The sequence below is a fragment of the Mesorhizobium silamurunense genome (assembly GCF_014843905.1).
In the GTDB taxonomy this organism is placed as follows: domain Bacteria; phylum Pseudomonadota; class Alphaproteobacteria; order Rhizobiales; family Rhizobiaceae; genus Mesorhizobium; species Mesorhizobium silamurunense.
This window is the reverse complement of the sequence record NZ_LPVS01000007.1, coordinates 20,759-35,875: the sequence shown is the minus strand read 5'-3', so window position 1 is coordinate 35,875 and position 15,117 is coordinate 20,759. Positions and strand designations below refer to the sequence as shown.

The 15,117-nt window shown below is 60.3% G+C and carries 30 protein-coding genes; 20 read left to right on the top strand and 10 right to left on the bottom strand.

What is annotated here, in order from left to right; translation table 11 throughout:
• The 8 genes from AU465_RS00600 to AU465_RS00565 form a co-directional block, all read right to left on the bottom strand.
• On the bottom strand, positions 1-297 hold a 297-nt coding region (locus tag AU465_RS00600), incomplete at its 3' end, for an ATP-binding protein (protein ID WP_210324937.1).
• A 71-nt stretch (positions 298-368) separates the two neighbouring features.
• Positions 369-548 (bottom strand): hypothetical protein, encoded by a 180-nt coding sequence (locus AU465_RS00595; RefSeq protein WP_192242979.1) that lies wholly within the window; start codon positions 546-548, stop codon positions 369-371.
• Entirely contained in the window at positions 545-682 is a 138-nt protein-coding gene (locus AU465_RS00590; RefSeq protein ID WP_192242976.1) for a hypothetical protein, read from the bottom strand. Before AU465_RS00590 ends, AU465_RS00595 begins: the two co-directional genes overlap by 4 nt.
• A complete protein-coding gene (locus tag AU465_RS00585) occupies positions 682-888 on the bottom strand; it encodes a hypothetical protein (RefSeq protein ID WP_192242972.1) in 207 nt (68 codons plus the stop codon). The genes AU465_RS00590 and AU465_RS00585 overlap by 1 nt, the downstream gene beginning before the upstream one ends.
• Positions 885-1,034 (bottom strand): hypothetical protein, encoded by a 150-nt coding sequence (locus tag AU465_RS00580; RefSeq protein WP_192242969.1) that lies wholly within the window; start codon positions 1,032-1,034, stop codon positions 885-887. Before AU465_RS00580 ends, AU465_RS00585 begins: the two co-directional genes overlap by 4 nt.
• Entirely contained in the window at positions 1,031-1,216 is a 186-nt protein-coding gene (locus AU465_RS00575; protein WP_192242966.1) for a hypothetical protein, read from the bottom strand. The genes AU465_RS00580 and AU465_RS00575 overlap by 4 nt, the downstream gene beginning before the upstream one ends.
• Positions 1,213-1,854 carry a ProQ/FINO family protein gene (locus AU465_RS00570; protein WP_192242963.1) on the bottom strand — a complete coding sequence of 214 codons (642 nt, stop codon included), beginning with the start codon at positions 1,852-1,854 and terminating at the stop codon, positions 1,213-1,215. Before AU465_RS00570 ends, AU465_RS00575 begins: the two co-directional genes overlap by 4 nt.
• 514 nt (positions 1,855-2,368) lie before the next feature.
• A complete protein-coding gene (locus AU465_RS00565; RefSeq protein WP_192242960.1) occupies positions 2,369-2,815 on the bottom strand; it encodes a hypothetical protein in 447 nt (148 codons plus the stop codon).
• A gap of 176 nt (positions 2,816-2,991) precedes the next feature.
• Between AU465_RS00565 and AU465_RS00560 the strand changes: the two genes are divergently transcribed.
• Positions 2,992-3,327: an Arc family DNA-binding protein gene (locus AU465_RS00560; protein ID WP_192242958.1), complete on the top strand. Its 336-nt coding sequence runs from the start codon at positions 2,992-2,994 to the stop codon at positions 3,325-3,327.
• Between the two features lie 14 nt (positions 3,328-3,341).
• Here the strand turns inward: AU465_RS00560 and AU465_RS00555 are convergent, their stop codons facing one another.
• Positions 3,342-3,710, bottom strand: coding sequence for a helix-turn-helix domain-containing protein (locus AU465_RS00555; protein WP_192242956.1), 369 nt, complete (start codon positions 3,708-3,710; stop codon positions 3,342-3,344).
• Positions 3,711-3,799: 89 nt separating this feature from the next.
• Here AU465_RS00555 and AU465_RS00550 point away from each other — a divergent pair, with 89 nt between their 5' ends.
• A complete protein-coding gene (locus AU465_RS00550; protein ID WP_192242954.1) occupies positions 3,800-4,036 on the top strand; it encodes a transcriptional regulator in 237 nt (78 codons plus the stop codon).
• 88 nt (positions 4,037-4,124) lie between these two features.
• On the opposite strand, the gene AU465_RS00545 is transcribed toward AU465_RS00550, so the two are convergent.
• Positions 4,125-4,364 carry a hypothetical protein gene (locus AU465_RS00545; protein WP_192242952.1) on the bottom strand — a complete coding sequence of 80 codons (240 nt, stop codon included), beginning with the start codon at positions 4,362-4,364 and terminating at the stop codon, positions 4,125-4,127.
• Between the two features lie 56 nt (positions 4,365-4,420).
• Here AU465_RS00545 and AU465_RS00540 point away from each other — a divergent pair, with 56 nt between their 5' ends.
• From AU465_RS00540 to AU465_RS00455, 18 genes are all read left to right on the top strand, one after another.
• A complete protein-coding gene (locus AU465_RS00540; protein ID WP_192242950.1) occupies positions 4,421-4,846 on the top strand; it encodes a hypothetical protein in 426 nt (141 codons plus the stop codon).
• Positions 4,833-5,117: an acyl carrier protein gene (locus AU465_RS00535; RefSeq protein ID WP_210324936.1), complete on the top strand. Its 285-nt coding sequence runs from the start codon at positions 4,833-4,835 to the stop codon at positions 5,115-5,117. The genes AU465_RS00540 and AU465_RS00535 overlap by 14 nt, the downstream gene beginning before the upstream one ends.
• 37 nt (positions 5,118-5,154) lie before the next feature.
• On the top strand, positions 5,155-6,054 hold the full coding sequence (locus tag AU465_RS00530; protein WP_192242947.1) for a prohibitin family protein: 900 nt from the start codon (positions 5,155-5,157) through the stop codon (positions 6,052-6,054).
• Positions 6,055-6,136: 82 nt separating this feature from the next.
• The gene (locus AU465_RS00525) at positions 6,137-6,511 is read left to right on the top strand and encodes a hypothetical protein (protein ID WP_192242945.1); all 375 of its coding nucleotides are present in this window, start codon (positions 6,137-6,139) and stop codon (positions 6,509-6,511) included.
• 53 nt (positions 6,512-6,564) lie between these two features.
• A complete protein-coding gene (locus AU465_RS00520) occupies positions 6,565-7,452 on the top strand; it encodes a sigma-70 family RNA polymerase sigma factor (protein ID WP_192242943.1) in 888 nt (295 codons plus the stop codon).
• Complete coding sequence (locus AU465_RS00515) at positions 7,440-7,691, top strand: hypothetical protein (RefSeq protein ID WP_192242941.1); 252 nt, start codon at positions 7,440-7,442, stop codon at positions 7,689-7,691. The genes AU465_RS00520 and AU465_RS00515 overlap by 13 nt, the downstream gene beginning before the upstream one ends.
• Positions 7,692-7,699: 8 nt before the next feature.
• Positions 7,700-7,951 carry a hypothetical protein gene (locus tag AU465_RS00510; protein ID WP_192242937.1) on the top strand — a complete coding sequence of 84 codons (252 nt, stop codon included), beginning with the start codon at positions 7,700-7,702 and terminating at the stop codon, positions 7,949-7,951.
• Positions 7,948-8,595, top strand: coding sequence for an MT-A70 family methyltransferase (locus AU465_RS00505; protein WP_192242934.1), 648 nt, complete (start codon positions 7,948-7,950; stop codon positions 8,593-8,595). The genes AU465_RS00510 and AU465_RS00505 overlap by 4 nt, the downstream gene beginning before the upstream one ends.
• 305 nt (positions 8,596-8,900) lie before the next feature.
• A complete protein-coding gene (locus tag AU465_RS00500; RefSeq protein WP_192242931.1) occupies positions 8,901-9,242 on the top strand; it encodes a hypothetical protein in 342 nt (113 codons plus the stop codon).
• Positions 9,243-9,268: 26 nt separating this feature from the next.
• Positions 9,269-9,541, top strand: a complete 273-nt coding sequence (locus tag AU465_RS00495) for an HU family DNA-binding protein (RefSeq protein WP_192242927.1) — start codon at positions 9,269-9,271, stop codon at positions 9,539-9,541.
• Positions 9,542-9,543: 2 nt separating this feature from the next.
• Positions 9,544-10,263: a hypothetical protein gene (locus AU465_RS00490; protein ID WP_192242924.1), complete on the top strand. Its 720-nt coding sequence runs from the start codon at positions 9,544-9,546 to the stop codon at positions 10,261-10,263.
• Positions 10,264-10,299: 36 nt separating this feature from the next.
• Positions 10,300-10,599, top strand: a complete 300-nt coding sequence (locus tag AU465_RS00485) for a hypothetical protein (protein ID WP_192242920.1) — start codon at positions 10,300-10,302, stop codon at positions 10,597-10,599.
• Positions 10,596-11,228, top strand: coding sequence for a hypothetical protein (locus AU465_RS00480; protein ID WP_192242915.1), 633 nt, complete (start codon positions 10,596-10,598; stop codon positions 11,226-11,228). Before AU465_RS00485 ends, AU465_RS00480 begins: the two co-directional genes overlap by 4 nt.
• Entirely contained in the window at positions 11,218-11,751 is a 534-nt protein-coding gene (locus AU465_RS00475; RefSeq protein WP_192242912.1) for a GcrA family cell cycle regulator, read from the top strand. Before AU465_RS00480 ends, AU465_RS00475 begins: the two co-directional genes overlap by 11 nt.
• 9 nt (positions 11,752-11,760) lie before the next feature.
• The gene (locus AU465_RS00470; RefSeq protein ID WP_192242908.1) at positions 11,761-12,162 is read left to right on the top strand and encodes a hypothetical protein; all 402 of its coding nucleotides are present in this window, start codon (positions 11,761-11,763) and stop codon (positions 12,160-12,162) included.
• On the top strand, positions 12,159-14,042 hold the full coding sequence (locus AU465_RS00465; RefSeq protein ID WP_192242905.1) for a DNA cytosine methyltransferase: 1,884 nt from the start codon (positions 12,159-12,161) through the stop codon (positions 14,040-14,042). Before AU465_RS00470 ends, AU465_RS00465 begins: the two co-directional genes overlap by 4 nt.
• Complete coding sequence (locus AU465_RS00460) at positions 14,039-14,371, top strand: hypothetical protein (protein WP_192242901.1); 333 nt, start codon at positions 14,039-14,041, stop codon at positions 14,369-14,371. The genes AU465_RS00465 and AU465_RS00460 overlap by 4 nt, the downstream gene beginning before the upstream one ends.
• A complete protein-coding gene (locus AU465_RS00455) occupies positions 14,364-15,107 on the top strand; it encodes a GP88 family protein (protein ID WP_192242898.1) in 744 nt (247 codons plus the stop codon). Before AU465_RS00460 ends, AU465_RS00455 begins: the two co-directional genes overlap by 8 nt.
• Positions 15,108-15,117 lie beyond the last annotated feature (10 nt).

The window sequence follows — 15,117 nt, the reverse complement described above, 5'->3', positions numbered from 1 at the left end:
TGATGGCGCGCGCATACCTTCCTCGTTCTCGATGACGAGCGTGCTGCTGAAGCTGCCATCCTCGGTGCGATTGATGCGCCGAGTGATCTGGAGAGAGCCGATATCGAGGAAGATGCGGGCCTTCACCTCGCCCTGTCGGATCGGGTCATCCTGGATGGCGCCGACGCCGCCGAGCGCCCAGTAGATCGAATCCAGCAGCGACGTCTTGCCCTGGTCGTTGTCGCCCGTGATCTCGATCACGTTCCCTTCGGGCTCGATGGCGACAGCCTTCAGTTTCTTGATGTTCTCCGATTCCATTCGGACGATTCGATAGACGTTCTCGGACATGGAGCTGCCTTGGGCTGGCGTTTCAGTTGCGGGCGAAATAGTTACGGGGCGGCACCCAGGAGAATGCCAATGATGAAAAGGATGGCCCCCAGGCTGACCAACCAACAGGTCAGCACATGCGATTCAAACGGCGACCACTTGCCAGTGAGGTCGAGGTACATCCGACGCCCGACACAGCCGAACATCAGAAGCGCACCGATGAGGAGGAAAAGCTTGCTCATGACCGAAGCTCGCTCAGGATTAGCGCGGTCGCGCGCGCGGTCTGCTCATCGGCGGCGCCGAAGAGGCGACGGCCGTACATCTCGACGAACCATTCCTTGTGCTCGGTGTCATACAAGGCGGTGGCCGCGAACATCATTGCCCCGCGATTGCTGTGTGCTTCATGACGATGTCGGCGCCGCCATCGGCGCGGTAGACCGGTGAAGGGACTGCGGCCGCGGCCATGATCGCCAGATAGCGACCTTTGGCGAGCTCGCGGAAAACCGGATCGGTGTCAAACATCTGGATGGTGGTGAGCGCGTCGAGGACGCGATTGCGGGCGGCGTTCTGTTCGCTGCTCATATCGGCCACCCCATGACGCCGGCGATGCCGAAGTAGAAGACGACCGTACCGACAGCTGCAGGTCCGAGGCCCCAGAGGATTGAATCCTCCGTCATTCCTATGGCGACCAGATACATGCCGCCGACCAATTGCACCACTGTGCTCATGGCGCCACCGGAGCAGCCAGTTGTTGCTGAAGCTCTTGCGGGAAAAGTGTTTCCAGCGAGTGCTCGGCTTCCTGGGCGAGGCGCCGATCGCGCTCCTCGACATAGCGGGCGCTGGAGATCACGCCCATGCCGGCCCATAGGGCGAGAAGAGTCAACGGATGGCTGGCAAGCGGATTGCTCATGGCTGTTCTCCCTTCTTTTGGTGTTTGATGTTTTCGCGGAGCTTCTGATAATCCCGCGCGCTCTGGCGGCGCCTGTTCTCCCGCCACTTGGCATGCTTGACCGCTGCCTCAGTGACCTCACCGGCCGGCTGGCCTTGAAGATCGACCCGTTGCTGCCCGGCGATCATCGCGCGGGCATATTTGGGCCCGGAGACATAATCTCCGACGGCGCGCTTGATCAGCTCGGGGCTCATTTCTGGGAGAGCCGCGATGATATCGTCTGCGATGCCGACCTTCAGCGGGATCTTCTTGCGCTCACCCTTCTTCATGAAGGTGGCTGGAAACTTCTCAGCAAAAACCTCACGCGCCTTCGCGATATCGGCTGGGTATGAAATTTCAGACATGCTTGCTTCCCCGGGCGAGCCGGACGGGCATTGGCGCCCGTCCTTGTCGCGGTCCGTTTTCACACCTTCACGGGCGGCGCCTCCTTGAGTACGAGGGACTTCCATCCGTTCAACGCAGATATTGAAAGCATATCTTTCATACATACGCAAGCGTCGGAAAGCATTCCTTTCACAAAAAATATTGACCTGGGCTGATTCGTGGTGAACAAAAAGAAACCCCGGCGGGGTGATCCGGCCGGGGTGAAAGCTGCCCAAAAAGTGCAGAAGAACCTGGAAAAGTTCTATGGCTTATATAGTGGTGAATGCCTCAGGACGCAATCTTTTTGGGCAGCTTTCGGGAAGAAAATCGCAAGATGTTGGGTCTGACTCGGAGGCTCCCGCCAACATCTTGCGATTTGGCACCCAAAAGCGGCGGTCTTCTTTGAGGGTTGACCCGCGGCTCCGATCGCTCCGGTGGATGAATGCTCAAACGGCTGCCCGGGCCCACCAATGCGGGACAGAACCAGACGGGGTTGATGGCCCGTCCTCATCATGAGTTTGCAGCTCGAGGAATAACCCAGGCACCAATCACACCTAGTTTCTCTGGCGCGTTCCGATTCGACCGAATCATTTGGATGCCAGGTGCAGCGCAGTAGGGTCTGCGAAAGCAAAACTAGCCTGGGGTATATCGGTTCTACGCATGCTTGGCGGTGCCACTGTGCCGCAGGAAATGGATGGCCCTGCTGTGTGTGCAGGACCATCTATATGAGAGTCCTATGGGCTGTAGCCTTCAGTTGGCCATTCTCGCGAGCGCGGCATTGGTCTTGGCTCGAGCGATCTTGAGCTCCGTCGGACTCATCTTGATGGCCACTGGTGCGTGGTTTTCGAACCGGTGAAGAAAAACGATGTCGCCTTTCTGAGGATGAACGAGCACGTCGTGTTTGATCGGGGTCAGCGCGTTGTCGCAAATATCCCGTAAAGCGTCACGCGATCCGTTCAATTGCATACCTTGACGGCGACGCATTTCTCCGGCTGCAAATTGCAGCTGACTGATAATAGCATCCAATTCCCAATGCGGTATATTAGCGACAATAGATTTATCGTCGGACAATAGGACACCGAATTCGGCACTCAACCCGTCGTGGCTCACGTTCATATTAAACAGGCTCAAATGCTTATACCGACTGCTACTGATAGATGTTTGGCCTGCCAACAGCGGCAGATCGCATTCCGTCATTTCCACCCCCTGCACAAAGCACACGACACTTGGAAACTTCCTGGTGTGCCTTTTTGATACGACTACAACTGTTGGGCTCCGATTAACAGAATATTTCAACATGTAATATATGCCTTAACAGAATATTTCAACATGTAATATATGCCTGTGGATAACGGGGATAGATAGTACCAGAAATGCTTGTTTCTGCAGAAACTGGAACCATTTCGGGGCCGGCAGGTTTCGGCCATAAGTCGGGCATGTCGGAGTCCGATCTGCCAAGTTTTCACGTGAGGCTGCCGCCGCGTCTGAAGGAACGACTTCAGGCGTCGAAGGGCAGCAACAGCTTGAATCGCGAGATAGTCGAACGGCTCGAGCAAACGTTCGAAGATCCTGATTTCACATATGAGCTTGCAAAGATCTTCCGGCCGCTGATGCGGACGCTCAGCGAGGAAGACCAGAAGACATTGATGATGCTTACAGCGGCCGTGATCGCCGTCCTGGCGAAAGGGCGCCCTCGGAAGGGCCGATGACCGGCCAAACCCGTCTAGTGGTTTTTGTACTTTTCCAGTCGCCTGTTAACCATTGCCTTGATGTCGGGGATCAGGTCGGCTTGGTCCTCCGGGGGAAGCAGGCTGATATCGTGATCGATGCCTCGAACGGGATAGGGGACACCCCGACCGGTTGCGAGCCATTCGAGCGAACAATCCGTCACCGTCGCGATCCGCTGGAGATTCTCCAGCTTGATCCCTTGACCTTGTTCCCAGTTGCCGACCGCACCGCGCGTCACGTCGCCCAGCATATCGGCGAACTGTTGCTGGGAGTCCTGTTCCAGGATTTCCCGAAGTTTCCGGATCCTCTCGCCGATCGCCAGCGCTTCGGCTGTCGGAGTTCTTTTGCGTGGCTGTTTTGTCATCGCGCGAATCATACCATTTGAAAGCGATTCTTTCTTCGACAGAGGTGCTTGCAAACGGATGAAAGATATGCTTTCAATCCGGCATGACAATGCAAGAAGCCCTCGATGCAGCGAAACAGAAGGCCGGTGGAGCGACCGGCCTCTCTAAGGCATTTGCGGAAAAGGGCGTCGAAATCACGTCCCAGGCGATTTCGCAATGGAAGAAGGCGCCGCCAGACCGCGTGCTCGTCCTTGAGCAGCTGACCGGCATTTCGCGCCACCATCTCCGTCCCGATATCTACGGCGAGTTCTACGGCGGAGATCCCAACGCCAAGGTGGACGCATGATTGCGATCCTGGCTGAGAAACGAAAAACGCGCCTGGGCCATCTGGCCGCCGCGCGTCTTTTCGATGGAGGCGCGTCGTGAGCGCCGGGCTATTCGATGCGGCGTGCATGGGTCATGGCGCCTTTCTGGCTGCCTGCGATGCGTGCGTTGGCTATCGCATAAATCGGGTTCTGGTGAGCCGGCACACGGCGGTCGTTTCCGCGATTGCTTTGCGCCTTGATCAACCAGGCAGGACGGGTATCCGTCCTTGAACACACAAGGAGGTTTCTCTCGCCGCGACGATCAGGCACTTGCTTGCAGGCTGGGGCTTGTTCGTCAATCGAGAGCATTGCGTTTCCTTTCCGTCTTCTTCGATGCGGCCAGTTGTAATCGAAGGAGTTGAGTTATGTCCGTCGAGAGTCTTGGCGAATCCGCCAAATCGCATGGTGATGCCCGATTGTTGAGGGCGCTGTCAGATACTGCCGGCATGTCGACGCCGGAGCAGGCCAATTTCTGGCTTGAGTCCCTGGCGAAGTGGCTCCATCGCGGTCCACGCGTCGATACATGGACATCGGCTAGGGATGACGCGGCGGACTGCGCAGGCATTCGCCAGTCGATGGCGGAGCGTATTTGGCATCGATGGCAGTGCATGAAGTTTGTGGATGGGGAGACCCTGATCAAACTGATGATCAAGTACGAAGAGTTTTGCGAAAAACCGGAAGCCGCGGCGGCGAGGTATCGTGCCGAAAGGCGTCGGCTCAGGGGGAATTATGCGGCGGCTCATCAAAGGCGTGGGAGCGATGATCTATCAGAGGATCATGCTCGCCATTGATCGGAGAATGTACTCTGTGACCACGGAAACTGAAATTGATCCACGACTGAAGGCAATCATCGCCGAGACTATGGGCGTCGACGAAAAGAACGTGGCTCCTGGAGCAAAACTGGAAGCCGATCTTCTCGGCGACAGCCTCGACGCCATCAGCATGGCGATGGCGATCGAGAAGGAGTTCGCCATAGAAATCAGCGACGATCTGCTCGACACGTTGGTCACCGTCGAGGATGTCGCGAAACTCGTCGACAGGTTGACCGCCGGAAGAAACTGAACCCGGCTTGCCGATCCTCCAACTGAAAAGACAGATCATGAATCTCCGACAGATCATTTCGATTGCCGCTGGCGCGCTTCTGATCCTGGTAGCGCTGATTGTGGTGTCAGGTTCCTGGTACACGATTGACCAAGGGCAACGCGGCGTCCTCCTCACCAATGGGGCCTACACCGAAACCGTCGGGCCCGGCCTTCATTTCAAGACGCCATGGTTCCAATCGGTCGTCAAATTGAGCACGCAGCAGCAAGTTGTCTATTGGAACTGCCCGCCCGGCGCGCAAGGATGCAGTTCCGAGCAGCGAACCGAGATGCAGGCCTATAGTCGCGACCAGCAGCCGGCTAACATGCGCGTCACCGTGAACTACCATGTGCCTGAAGCGGAGGTCGCGAACGTCTACGCCAACTACGGAACTGTCGAGGCCCTCGCTGATAGAGTGATCGCCCGCAAGGCGCCGCAGGAAGTGAAGACGATCTTCGGCCAGTATGATGCAGTCTCGGTGATCCAGAACCGCGCCAAGTTCAACGCCCAGGTCTCGAAGGCGGTGGCCGATGTGGTCGACGGGCCCGTGGTGGTCGATAGCGTGCAGATCGAGAATATCGATTTCTCGGACGCCTATGAGAACGCCGTGGAGGCGCGCATGACCGCCCAGGTCGAAGTTCAGAAGCAGGAGCAGACGCTCCAGCAGGAGAAGATCAAAGCCGATATCGCGGTCACCCAAGCGGAGGGCCGCGCGAAGTCTGTGAAGGCTGAAGCCGACGCCAAGGCATACGCTACCAAAGTGCAGGGTGACGCCGAGGCCGATGCCATCAAGGCGCGTGCCGGCGCGCTATCCAATAATCCTTTGCTCGTCGAGCTCACCAAGGCGGAGAAGTGGAACGGCACATTGCCGACCAGCATGATCCCAGGCTCCGCGGTGCCGTTTCTCTCAGTTCAGTAGCTTGGTGTGGCGACCTGAGTAGGCCGGCCGGGAGCCTCGATCCCGGCAATCTTCCAACCCAAAAAAAGCAGGAGGGCCAAATATGGCATCACAGGCATCATCGAAGATTCGCGTCGTGAAAGAACCTGACGACGCTCACGACCAGGTGGCCGACGAAATCGTCGCTTCGCTCGGCGAGCAGAACTTGGCTCATGAACCGGTGGCGCTGGCGACCACCAAGGCGTTGATCGCCGGTTCGAAGCAAACGCTGGCCAAATCGATCGACACGCTCCGCCGGCACGCCGCAGGCATCGAGCAGGAAATGGCGCAGGCGAACACCGACTATGAGACCGCTATTGCCACCGCCAAGAAAGACCGCGACGCCCGCGTGGCCGGATATCAGGCCGAACTGTCGCAGATCAAGATCACCGTCAACGCGCTCGACGGGGCGCGGGCCCAGCTCGCGGCACACGCATAAGACGCCGGCGCCGGGCGGCGGCGCGCAACCGTGGCTTCTGGAGGGCACGGGGAATGCAATCATCATCACCCTACGTGCCTTACCACGGTCGCGGCCGCCAGCCGATGCTCGGTCGCGAGGCCGAGTTCGATCTCGCCAGGCGCTGGCGAGATCGCGGCGACGAGAAGGCGCTTCACAGGCTGATCCTCGCCTATACGCCGCTCGTCGGGAATATGGCCCGCCGGTTCCGGTCCTACGGGTTGTCGGAAGAAGATCTTCAGCAGGAAGGCCAGCTTGGTCTTCTGCAGGCGGCCAGGAAGTTCGACCCTGAGCTCGGCATCCGGTTCGGCACCTATGCAAGCTGGTGGGTGCGCGCTGCCGTCCAGGAATTCGTTTTCCGGAACTACTCCCTGGTCGGGGCGAAAGCGACAACGGTGGGCAAGCGGCTCTTCTTCCAATGCCGCACCGTTTACAACCGAGTCGAGGCTCTGAACCCTACCTGGGGGCGCAGCCAAATCGTCGCGCGCGTAGCGGAACTGCTTGGTGTCACCGCCGATCAGGTGGCGCAAATGGCGGAACGCCTCGCGTGCCCGACCTATTCTCTTGATGTTCCGATCGCCGTGATCGCTGGCGTATCGGACGACGGTGAGACGACCTTCGGCGACAATCTTCCTTCACCGGATCCTCTTCCCGACGAGGTCGTGGAGAAGACGCTCGACGGTGGCCAGCTTTCGAAAAAACTTCGCACGGCGATTTACGATCTGTCCGATCGCCAGCAAGTGATCATCAAGGCGCGATGGCTGTCCGATGAGATGGCGACGCTCGACGAACTCGGGACGCAATTCGCGGTCTCGAAAGAGCGCATCCGCCAAGTCGAGAAGGATGCCTTCGGATACCTCCAAAATCGATTGCTGGGCCGCCGAAGCAGATTGCCGGACCGGAGAAAGCGGTGCGCCGCATGAAGCCGTCGGGATCGATGCTCGCCGCGTTGAAGTGGCTTCGCAATCGCAACAGCGACGGCGTCTTGGAAAAGAACCGTCAGGTGCTCGTCGCCGCCGGTGAACGAGCACCGATCATGCGCTCGACTTGGACCCGGCTGGCCGAGGCCGGGCTGGTGGAGTTCTACCAAGATCGTCGTCGCATCCGCGTGACGGATGCCGGCCGCCTCGTCGATGTCTCCCAAGTCGAGGAGTCCGCATGAGGATGAGCATGACGCCGAACTATGGGGTGAGTGCGAAGGACCGACTGCTGAGAGTTCTAGAAGCGCACGAGGGGCGCTGGGAAACCGTCGGCAACCTGATGTTCGATGCTGGCTTCGTGCCGACCAGGAGCGATCCTCTCATCGCCTACACCTCGTTCTATTTCAACCTCTGCCAACTGGAGGATGGCTCGGCTGAGCACGGCTACCAGATCCTGCGGCAAGGGCGCCGTGTGATGATGGTTCGGAAGGGGACCGAATGATTTGGCCCTTCGGCAATCTGCGACCGTTCTGCGCCGATGTAATCGCGATCGATTGCCCATGGGATTTTCAACTTTACAGCGAAGCTGGCGCCGAGAAGTCGGCATCCGCTCAATATGAGACGATGCCGCTATCGGAAATCATGGCGCTGCCGGTCGGACATCTTGCCCGCGGCGACTGCCTTCTTCTCATGTGGGCGTGTGAGTGGATGCCGCTGGCTGACCGTCAAGCCGTGATGACGACATGGGGATTCACGTACAAGACCACCATCATATGGCGCAAGACCACCAGGACCGGGAAGGTTCGCATGGGGCCAGGCTACCGGTCGAGGACGATGCACGAACCGGTGCATATAGGCACGATCGGCAATCCGCACCACAAGGCATTCCCCTCGATCTTCGACGGGATCGCCAGGCAGCATAGTCGGAAGCCAGAAGAATTCTATCGGATGGTTGAGAAGCATTCGCCGAAGTCCACTCGGCTCGACTTGTTCAGCCGCAAGACACGGCCTGGCTGGATCAGCTGGGGCAAGGAGGCGACGAAATTCGACGACGACGAATCGGAAAGCGTGAAGCGCAAACGCGGCCTACCGCTAATGCCGCAGCCGGAAGCGATGCCTCTGTTTGAAAATCATGTGGTGGCGTGAGCGTGGGGACTCTTGGAAAGAAGCTTCCAAAAAAATCACGGCTCGGCGATCCGAGCTACGTCGGCGCCAGGTACGGCAACCGCGTCGTCTTGTCGATCGGAAAGGTCGTCAAAGGTTACCAGATGTGGAACTGCCGATGTGACTGCGGATTCGAATCTGCCGTTTCGGCCATAAGCATGGACAAGGGCGAGCAGCATCGCTGCAAGGACTGCCAGAGGCGCGATCAAATAGCTCATCGCAGCCGGTGTTGGCGCGGGGGCATCCACATTCCCAAAACCGAATACTCCAGATGGGAAAGATCGGCAGTGAAACGCTGCATCGAATGGGGCCTGAGTTTCCAGTATCTGGACGCTCTGATCGAGAAGCAGGGATGGCAGTGCGCGTTGACCGGAGCACTTCTCGCGTTCAACCACGGCTACTGCAATGCCGGCGAAGGCAATGCTTCGCTCGACAGGATCGATAGCTCAGTCGGTTATGTCGAGGGCAATGTCCAGTTTGTCACGAAGAATGTGAATTTCGCGAAGCAGGCAATGACTGACGGCGACTTTGTCGAGATGTGCCGTCAAGTCGTTGAGCATGCGCGAAAGCCGAGAGGTGAGGCCATCGTGGTCTCACTCAACGCCAATCCGGCGTCAACCGCCGCATGAGCGGCACAACGGAAGGAAATGCGGAAATGACAACGAAATCGGACATCGCGGCCGCGGTCGCAGACAAGACCGGATCGAGCAAGGCTGCAGCGCTTGAAGCGATCGATGCGGCGCTCGATCATATCGCGTCGACGCTCGCTGGCGGCGAGCGGGTGCATCTCGGCGGCTTCGGCATCTTCAGCGTGAAGCCGACGAAGGCGCGCAAGGGGCGCAATCCCTCCACCGGCGAACCTGTCGATATCCCCGCCGGCCGCGCCCTGAAGTTCAAGCCGGCGGCCGAGCTCAAGGGGAGGATCTGACGTTGGCAAGGCCGAAAGGATCCAAGAACAAGCCAAAGCTGGCGCCGGTCCCCGGCGGCCCGCGGCCCGGCGACAATCGCACTCTCGAGCAGCTGAGCGACGATCAACGGCAGGCTCTTACGCGCCAGCTTGGCGAGAAGCGCACCCGGCTGGTCGACGCCGAGAAGACGGCGAAGGCCGCCCGCATGAATCACGACAGGCTCATCAAATCCGAGCTTGGCGAGAACGGTCTCGACGAGATCAAGCTGCTTGAGCAGCTGGAAACACCAGAAGGCGAGAAGGAGTTCAAGGAGCGTCGGGACCGAGAAATTCGTATCGCGCGGTGGGCAGGCCTCGCGATTGGCTCGCAGGGAGAGTTCGAGCTCGACCGCCGGCCCGCCGCCGAGAAGGCGTTCGATGCCGGCAAGCGCGCCGGCATGAAGGGCGAGGACTGCAAGCCGCCGCATGCGCCTGGCGCCGAAGCCTACGACGAATGGATCCGCGGTTGGCACGAAGGTCAGGCCGTCCTCGCCGGCGGGTTCAAGAAAGGGCCGGACTCGGCCGCGGAGCTCCTTCGCGAGGAAGGCAAGGAGCAGGCCGGCAAGCCCGACGTCTTCGATGAAGCCGCCGCAGGTTCGTCGGCGGCGCCGGCAACCGGGCTAGGCACTGGCGAGCCCGATCCGGAATGGCCGGATGACAACGACATCGAGACGCGAAAGGCCGCAGAAGCAGCGACCGCCTGAGATGCAGCCACAAGGGACTGCCGGGGCGGCTCCAATGTGATCCGCTCCGGTTCAAGGGGACCGATGATTATTTTCCCGAAGCATCTTTACCGCCGCTGCGACTGCAGGATGGAGCGCTGCGCGATCTGCACATGGCGCGCGGCGATCTGCACGCGTTGCGCCGGCATAGAGGGCGAACTGCCGACAGATTGCCCCGGCGAGGAAATGACCGACGAGCAGCGCATTGGCGTGCTCAGCGGCGAGATCAACTATCACCGCGGGACCGGCTGGATTGCAGAAGACGTCACCAGGTATGCGCGGCTTCGCGCGATCTATGGCCCCGGGGCATCAGCATGATCCTTGGCGGGCTCGATATCGCGACGACGACTGGTGCCGCCGTCATGAAGGATGGCGTCATCACCACGCAGACTTTCAAGGGGCCGACCCGAAAGCGAAACATCCTGGAGGATGAGAAGGCGCTCGACGCGGCGCACGAGGCGAAGATTGGTCGGCTCTTCGAAGACTTCATGCGCGTCTGGCTGATGGAAAACCGCGTCGAGATGGTGGCGATCGAGGCGCCGCTACCTTCGAACAACGTCCGGCAGAAGACCGTCGTCGACACATCATCTACATGGGCTGGGCATGCGCTGGTCAAGACGACCGAGAAGGGCGCCAGCCTTTCGTCGATCTATCGCATCTACGGCATGTCGATGATCGCATGTGCGATGTGTGAAAGGTTCAACATCCCCGTGCGGTTCATCGCCCAAGGCACATGGAGAAAGGAATTCCTCGGTAACGGTCGGCCAGGCGATGCGAAGAAAGAGGCCAAGCTGATGTGCGCACGTCTCGGTATCGGCATCTCGAGTGCCGATGCCGCCGAGGCCGCCGGCATCGTCTGGACCCTGAACAAACAGCTGAACCCGTACACCCCGGCGGCGAACAGCCTTTTCAACCTGCCGCCCACGGTGCGCGACAATGTGGGATAAGATTTCGCGCGAGGAGCGGATCAGCCGCATTCGGGAAGGGGTGAAGGACGGTCTCAGCGCCGGCCAGATCGCGGAGCGGATCGGCGGTTGCACCCGCAATGCCATCATCGGGCTTGCCGAGCGCGCCAAGGTTCCGCTTCGCAGCAAGATTACGCTTGCCGGCCATGCTGAGGTCGCAGCTCCTCCGGCGCCAGCCAAGAAGCCCAAGGAGAAGCCGATCAATCCGCGGCTGCCGGCGAAACAGCCGGCGCCGCTAAAGGAAAAGACGAAGCCCGTCATCGTCGCCGATGACGATCCGATGTTCGAGAAGGATGACCGGCCCGAAACGGTTGTGGATCTGCCGGAGCCGGAGCCGCTGAAGCTTTCGATGCCGGAGCTTACTGACAAGGTTTGCCGCTGGCCGATCGGCGATCCGCTGCAGCACGCGCATTTCTATTTCTGCGGCAACCCGACTGGCGGAATGCCGTCCTACTGCAAGTATCACGCTCGGAAGGCTCACTGGTCGCCCGCGCGAAGGAAATGAGGGCATGGAATGAAACTGGCCGACATCGACGCGACGTCGGCGCGAGATTTTCTACGAGGGATCCTCGATCGGAATAAGCCGCGCGGTAACGTCGCGGCATGGAAAGTGGAAGTGCACCTCGGCATCGAAGGCGCTCGAACGATCTGGGCGATTGGTCGATATCTGGAAGTGCACAAGACTCGAGGTGTCGGTGTCGAGATCACTGAGTTCTCGATCACCCGCATTTTGGAATTTCTGAACGGCGTCATCGCGCAAGCAAAGGCGCTGCCGGACGATGAGAAGGTGATGGTTCTGAATCCGCGCGAGATGCGTCTTCTGAAAGACGCGGAACGGCACCTGGACCACTACTGCATCATCAACATGCCGGGGGTTTCGATGAACAAGAGCAGCGGAGGGGGGAAGAAGAAATGATGAAGAAATTGCTGATTGCCGATCTGCTTTGCGGTGCAGGTGGCTCCACGACCGGTTGCATCCGGGCATTGCTTGAGCTCGGCTGGACCATGGAACAGATCATCGTGACTTGCGTCAACCATTGGCCTGTCGCGATCGACACGCACCAGCGCAACTATCCAGAGGCGCGCCACTACGTTCAAGACATCGCGACGGTGCGGCCGCACCTGCTCGTGCCGGAAGGCTATCTCGATCTGCTCATGGCGTCCCCGACGTGCACGCACCATTCGGTAGCCCGCGGCGGGAAGCCGACGAGCGATCAGCAGCGCAGCGATCCCTGGCACATCATCACCTGGCTGACCGAGCTGAGGGTGAAGCGCATCATCATCGAGAATGTCTGGGAGTTCATCGGCTGGGGGCCGGTTGACCCGCGCACCGGGAAGCCGATCGCGTCGCGCAAGGGCGAATACTTCCGCGCCTGGATCGAGACGATCCGCCGGCTCGGATTCGACCCGCAGTGGCACAAGCTCAACGCGGCCGATTTCGGCGACGCCACAACCAGGCAGCGATTCATCCTCATGGCGCGGTCTGACCGCAAAAAGGTTTGCTGGCCCGTGCCGACGCATCAGAAGCGCAAGGAAGCCGTCATCGATCTCTTCGACGGCGCGAAGCCGTGGCGGCCGGCGCGCGAAATCATCGACTGGAAGATCAAGGGACGGTCGATCTTCAACCGGAAGAAGCCGCTGGCGCCGAAGACCCTGGCGAGGATCCATGCCGGCGCCGTCAAGTTCGGTTGGCCGGAGCCATTCCTAGTAGTGTTGCGGCAGCACATGGGCGGTCAGAGCCTCGATCGGCCGCTGCCGGCGATCGCTGCCAACGGCAACCATATCGGGATCGCCGAGCCGGTGATCATCAATGGCCGCAAGGGCAACCAGGCGAAGGGCGTGTCGACCGAACCTGTGCCGACGCTCGACACCAAGGGCGGCGTTTGGCTGGCCGAGCCCTTCACTCTGGCGACGGGGAGCAATGGCGCGCCGCGCTCGACGGGCGAGCCCATCCCGTGCCTCACAACGGGTGGCGCTGGATCGGATGATCCTGGCTGCGCGCGGCCGATGCTGGTCGAGCCGTTCATCCTGAATCGGCATGGCGATGGCTACGGTGACACACGGGCGCATTCGATCGAAGAGCCTGCGCCGACCTCGAATTGCGATGGCGGTGGCTACCTTGTCGAGCCGTTTGTCCTCTCGCAGGCATCGGGAGGTGCGCCGCGCGGTGTGAGCAACCCGCTACCGACTATCGTCACCGGCGGGCAGGGGGGCAGCGGCGCCGCGCTGATCTCACCCTACTACGGTGATGGATCCGGGCTGACATGCACGAGTGCAGAGGAGCCCCTCCCGTCCGTAACGACCAAGGGTCGGTTCGGCATGGTGGTGCCGGTCACCAACAAGAACGGCGGTGCCAGCGCGCGCGATGTCGAAACCGACCCGGTCGCCACCATGACCACCGCCAAGGGCGGCGAGTTCGCGCTCGTCATGCCTGTGACTCACCATGATGGCAGCGATCGCGCCCGGGACGCCGGCGAGCCGCTGCCGACGGTGACCGGTGCCAACCGCGGCGAGTTTGCGCTGGTGCACGGCGACTCCACCTTCCTCGTCCCTGACGATTCGCCCGCCTACGACATTCTGTTCCGGATGCTGGAACCGCACGAGCTGGCTGCTGCCATGGGCTTCAATACCGAGGAAGCCGAGTACGAGTTCGCCGGAACCAAGACCGAGAAGATCAAGCAGATCGGGAACGCGGTCTCCGTTGCGAAGATGAAGGCCTGCGTCAGCGCCATCATGGCCGACGCCGCGCCGAAGTCCCGCGCGCCTGTTCCTCAGTTCAAAGAGGCTGCGGAATGAGCAAGCGCTGGACGCTCGAGGAAGATGTCATCCTGGCCAAATATTACCCGGGCGTCGGCGATCACGTCGGGGTGTACGACCTAAAGCGGCCCGAGGGCGCCGCCGACAAGCGCGTCAGGCGGCTCAAAGAGACAGGCGCCTGGTACGCGCTACGGCGCATGCTCTCTGACGAGTTCCGGAACCTGCACGCATATCATCTCGCCCTGGGCGACCAGCGTGCCGCCGACTTCCTCGTCGACATGCATCCTGGTGCTCCAGATCGCGTCCCCGACGTCCATCACCCGAAGACGAAGGCGCACCTCAAGCTGATCGGGGGGCACGATGACTGACGGCTATCTCGTCCGCCATCCTCATCGGGGCGGGAAGGGCGGCAGGCCGTTCCTGCCCGCCTTCGACGATCCCGCCTTGGTCGAAGGACGGACCATATACACCTCGACGGTCCGCGAGGTCGATGAAGCCGGCGACATCCTGAAGTCCGGCCACCACAACCCGAAGATCGGGCGCGTGGTGACCAAGGGCCGATGGAAGGGCTTCCCGATCTTCATGCTCACGCTTGAGGAGCGGAAGACGTGCCCGCGGTCTTGCCGTGAATGGAGAGCCTGCTTCGGCAACAATATGCATCTCGCCGATCGCTGGCGGCATGGACCCGAACTGGAAAAGTATTTGGTGCATGAAGTGGTTCGGCTGCAGAGCGAACATCCAGACGGATTTGCCATCCGCCTCCATGTGCTCGGCGACTTCTACAGCGTTGACTATGTTCTGACCTGGCATGCGCTCATGGCGACTTGCGCGGCGCTGCATGTGTTCGGCTTCACCGCGCACATCGATCCCGACCAAAGGATCACTCAGAAGATCGCCGAGATCCGGCGCGCCTTTCCCACCAGGTGGTGGGTAAGGTTCTCCGGCGCCGTCATGGAAACGATGGCGTCTGAAGTCGTCGAGATGCCCGAGCAAGCATCACCTGGCTTCATCGTCTGTCCGCAGCAAACAGGGAAAGTTTTGGCGTGCGCTTCCTGTGCCTTGTGCTGGCATTCGAACAAGTCCATCGCGTTCCTCAGGCACTGAACTGGACGGG